The sequence below is a fragment of the Paraburkholderia mimosarum LMG 23256 = NBRC 106338 genome (genome assembly GCF_000739815.1).
In the GTDB taxonomy this organism is placed as follows: Bacteria; Pseudomonadota; Gammaproteobacteria; order Burkholderiales; family Burkholderiaceae; genus Paraburkholderia; species Paraburkholderia mimosarum.
The window spans coordinates 1-638 of sequence record NZ_BBJJ01000362.1 but is presented as its reverse complement, the minus strand read 5'-3'; the positions used below and the strand labels follow the sequence as shown (position 1 = coordinate 638).

Genomic DNA, 638 nt, shown 5'->3' with positions numbered 1-638 from the left:
TAGTTACGCACTCACCGGACAACTCTGGAGTCGATGACTGGCTGACACGAATGAAGGCCGATGGTCGTGTGTTCCAGGCCTATCCGGTCGACGTTGCGGATTACGATTCCTGCCAGCATTGCGTCGCGAGAATTCAGCACGAGGTCGGTCCGATCGATATTCTCGTGAATAATGCCGGGATTACGCGTGACATGACACTCAGGAAACTCGACAAGGTGAACTGGGACGCGGTCATCAGCACCAACCTCAACTCCGTCTTCAACATGGTAAAGCCGGTATGCGACGGCATGGTCGAGCGGGGGTGGGGACGAATCATCAATAGTTTCATCGGTGAACGGCTCGAAGGGCTCCGTGGGGCAGACCAACTATGCAGCGGCCAAGGCAGGCATGCACGGCTTCACCAAGTCGCTCGCGCTTGAAGTTGCCAGTAAGGGCGTGACTGTCAACACGATTTCACCCGGATACCTGGCGACGAAAATGGTGACTGCAATCCCGCAGGAGATCCTCGATACGAAGATCCTGCCGCAGATACCGGCGGGCCGCCTCGGCAAACCCGAGGAGGTGGCGGGCCTTGTTGCCTACCTGTGCTCCGAAGAGGCCGGTTTCGTGACCGGCGCGAACATCGCCATCAATGGCGG

General features: G+C 58.2%; 1 pseudogene. It reads left to right on the top strand.

Annotation, left to right across the window (positions count from 1 at the left end):
* Nucleotides 1–638, top strand: a pseudogene (gene phbB / locus BMI01S_RS37895) (acetoacetyl-CoA reductase); the annotation flags it as partial.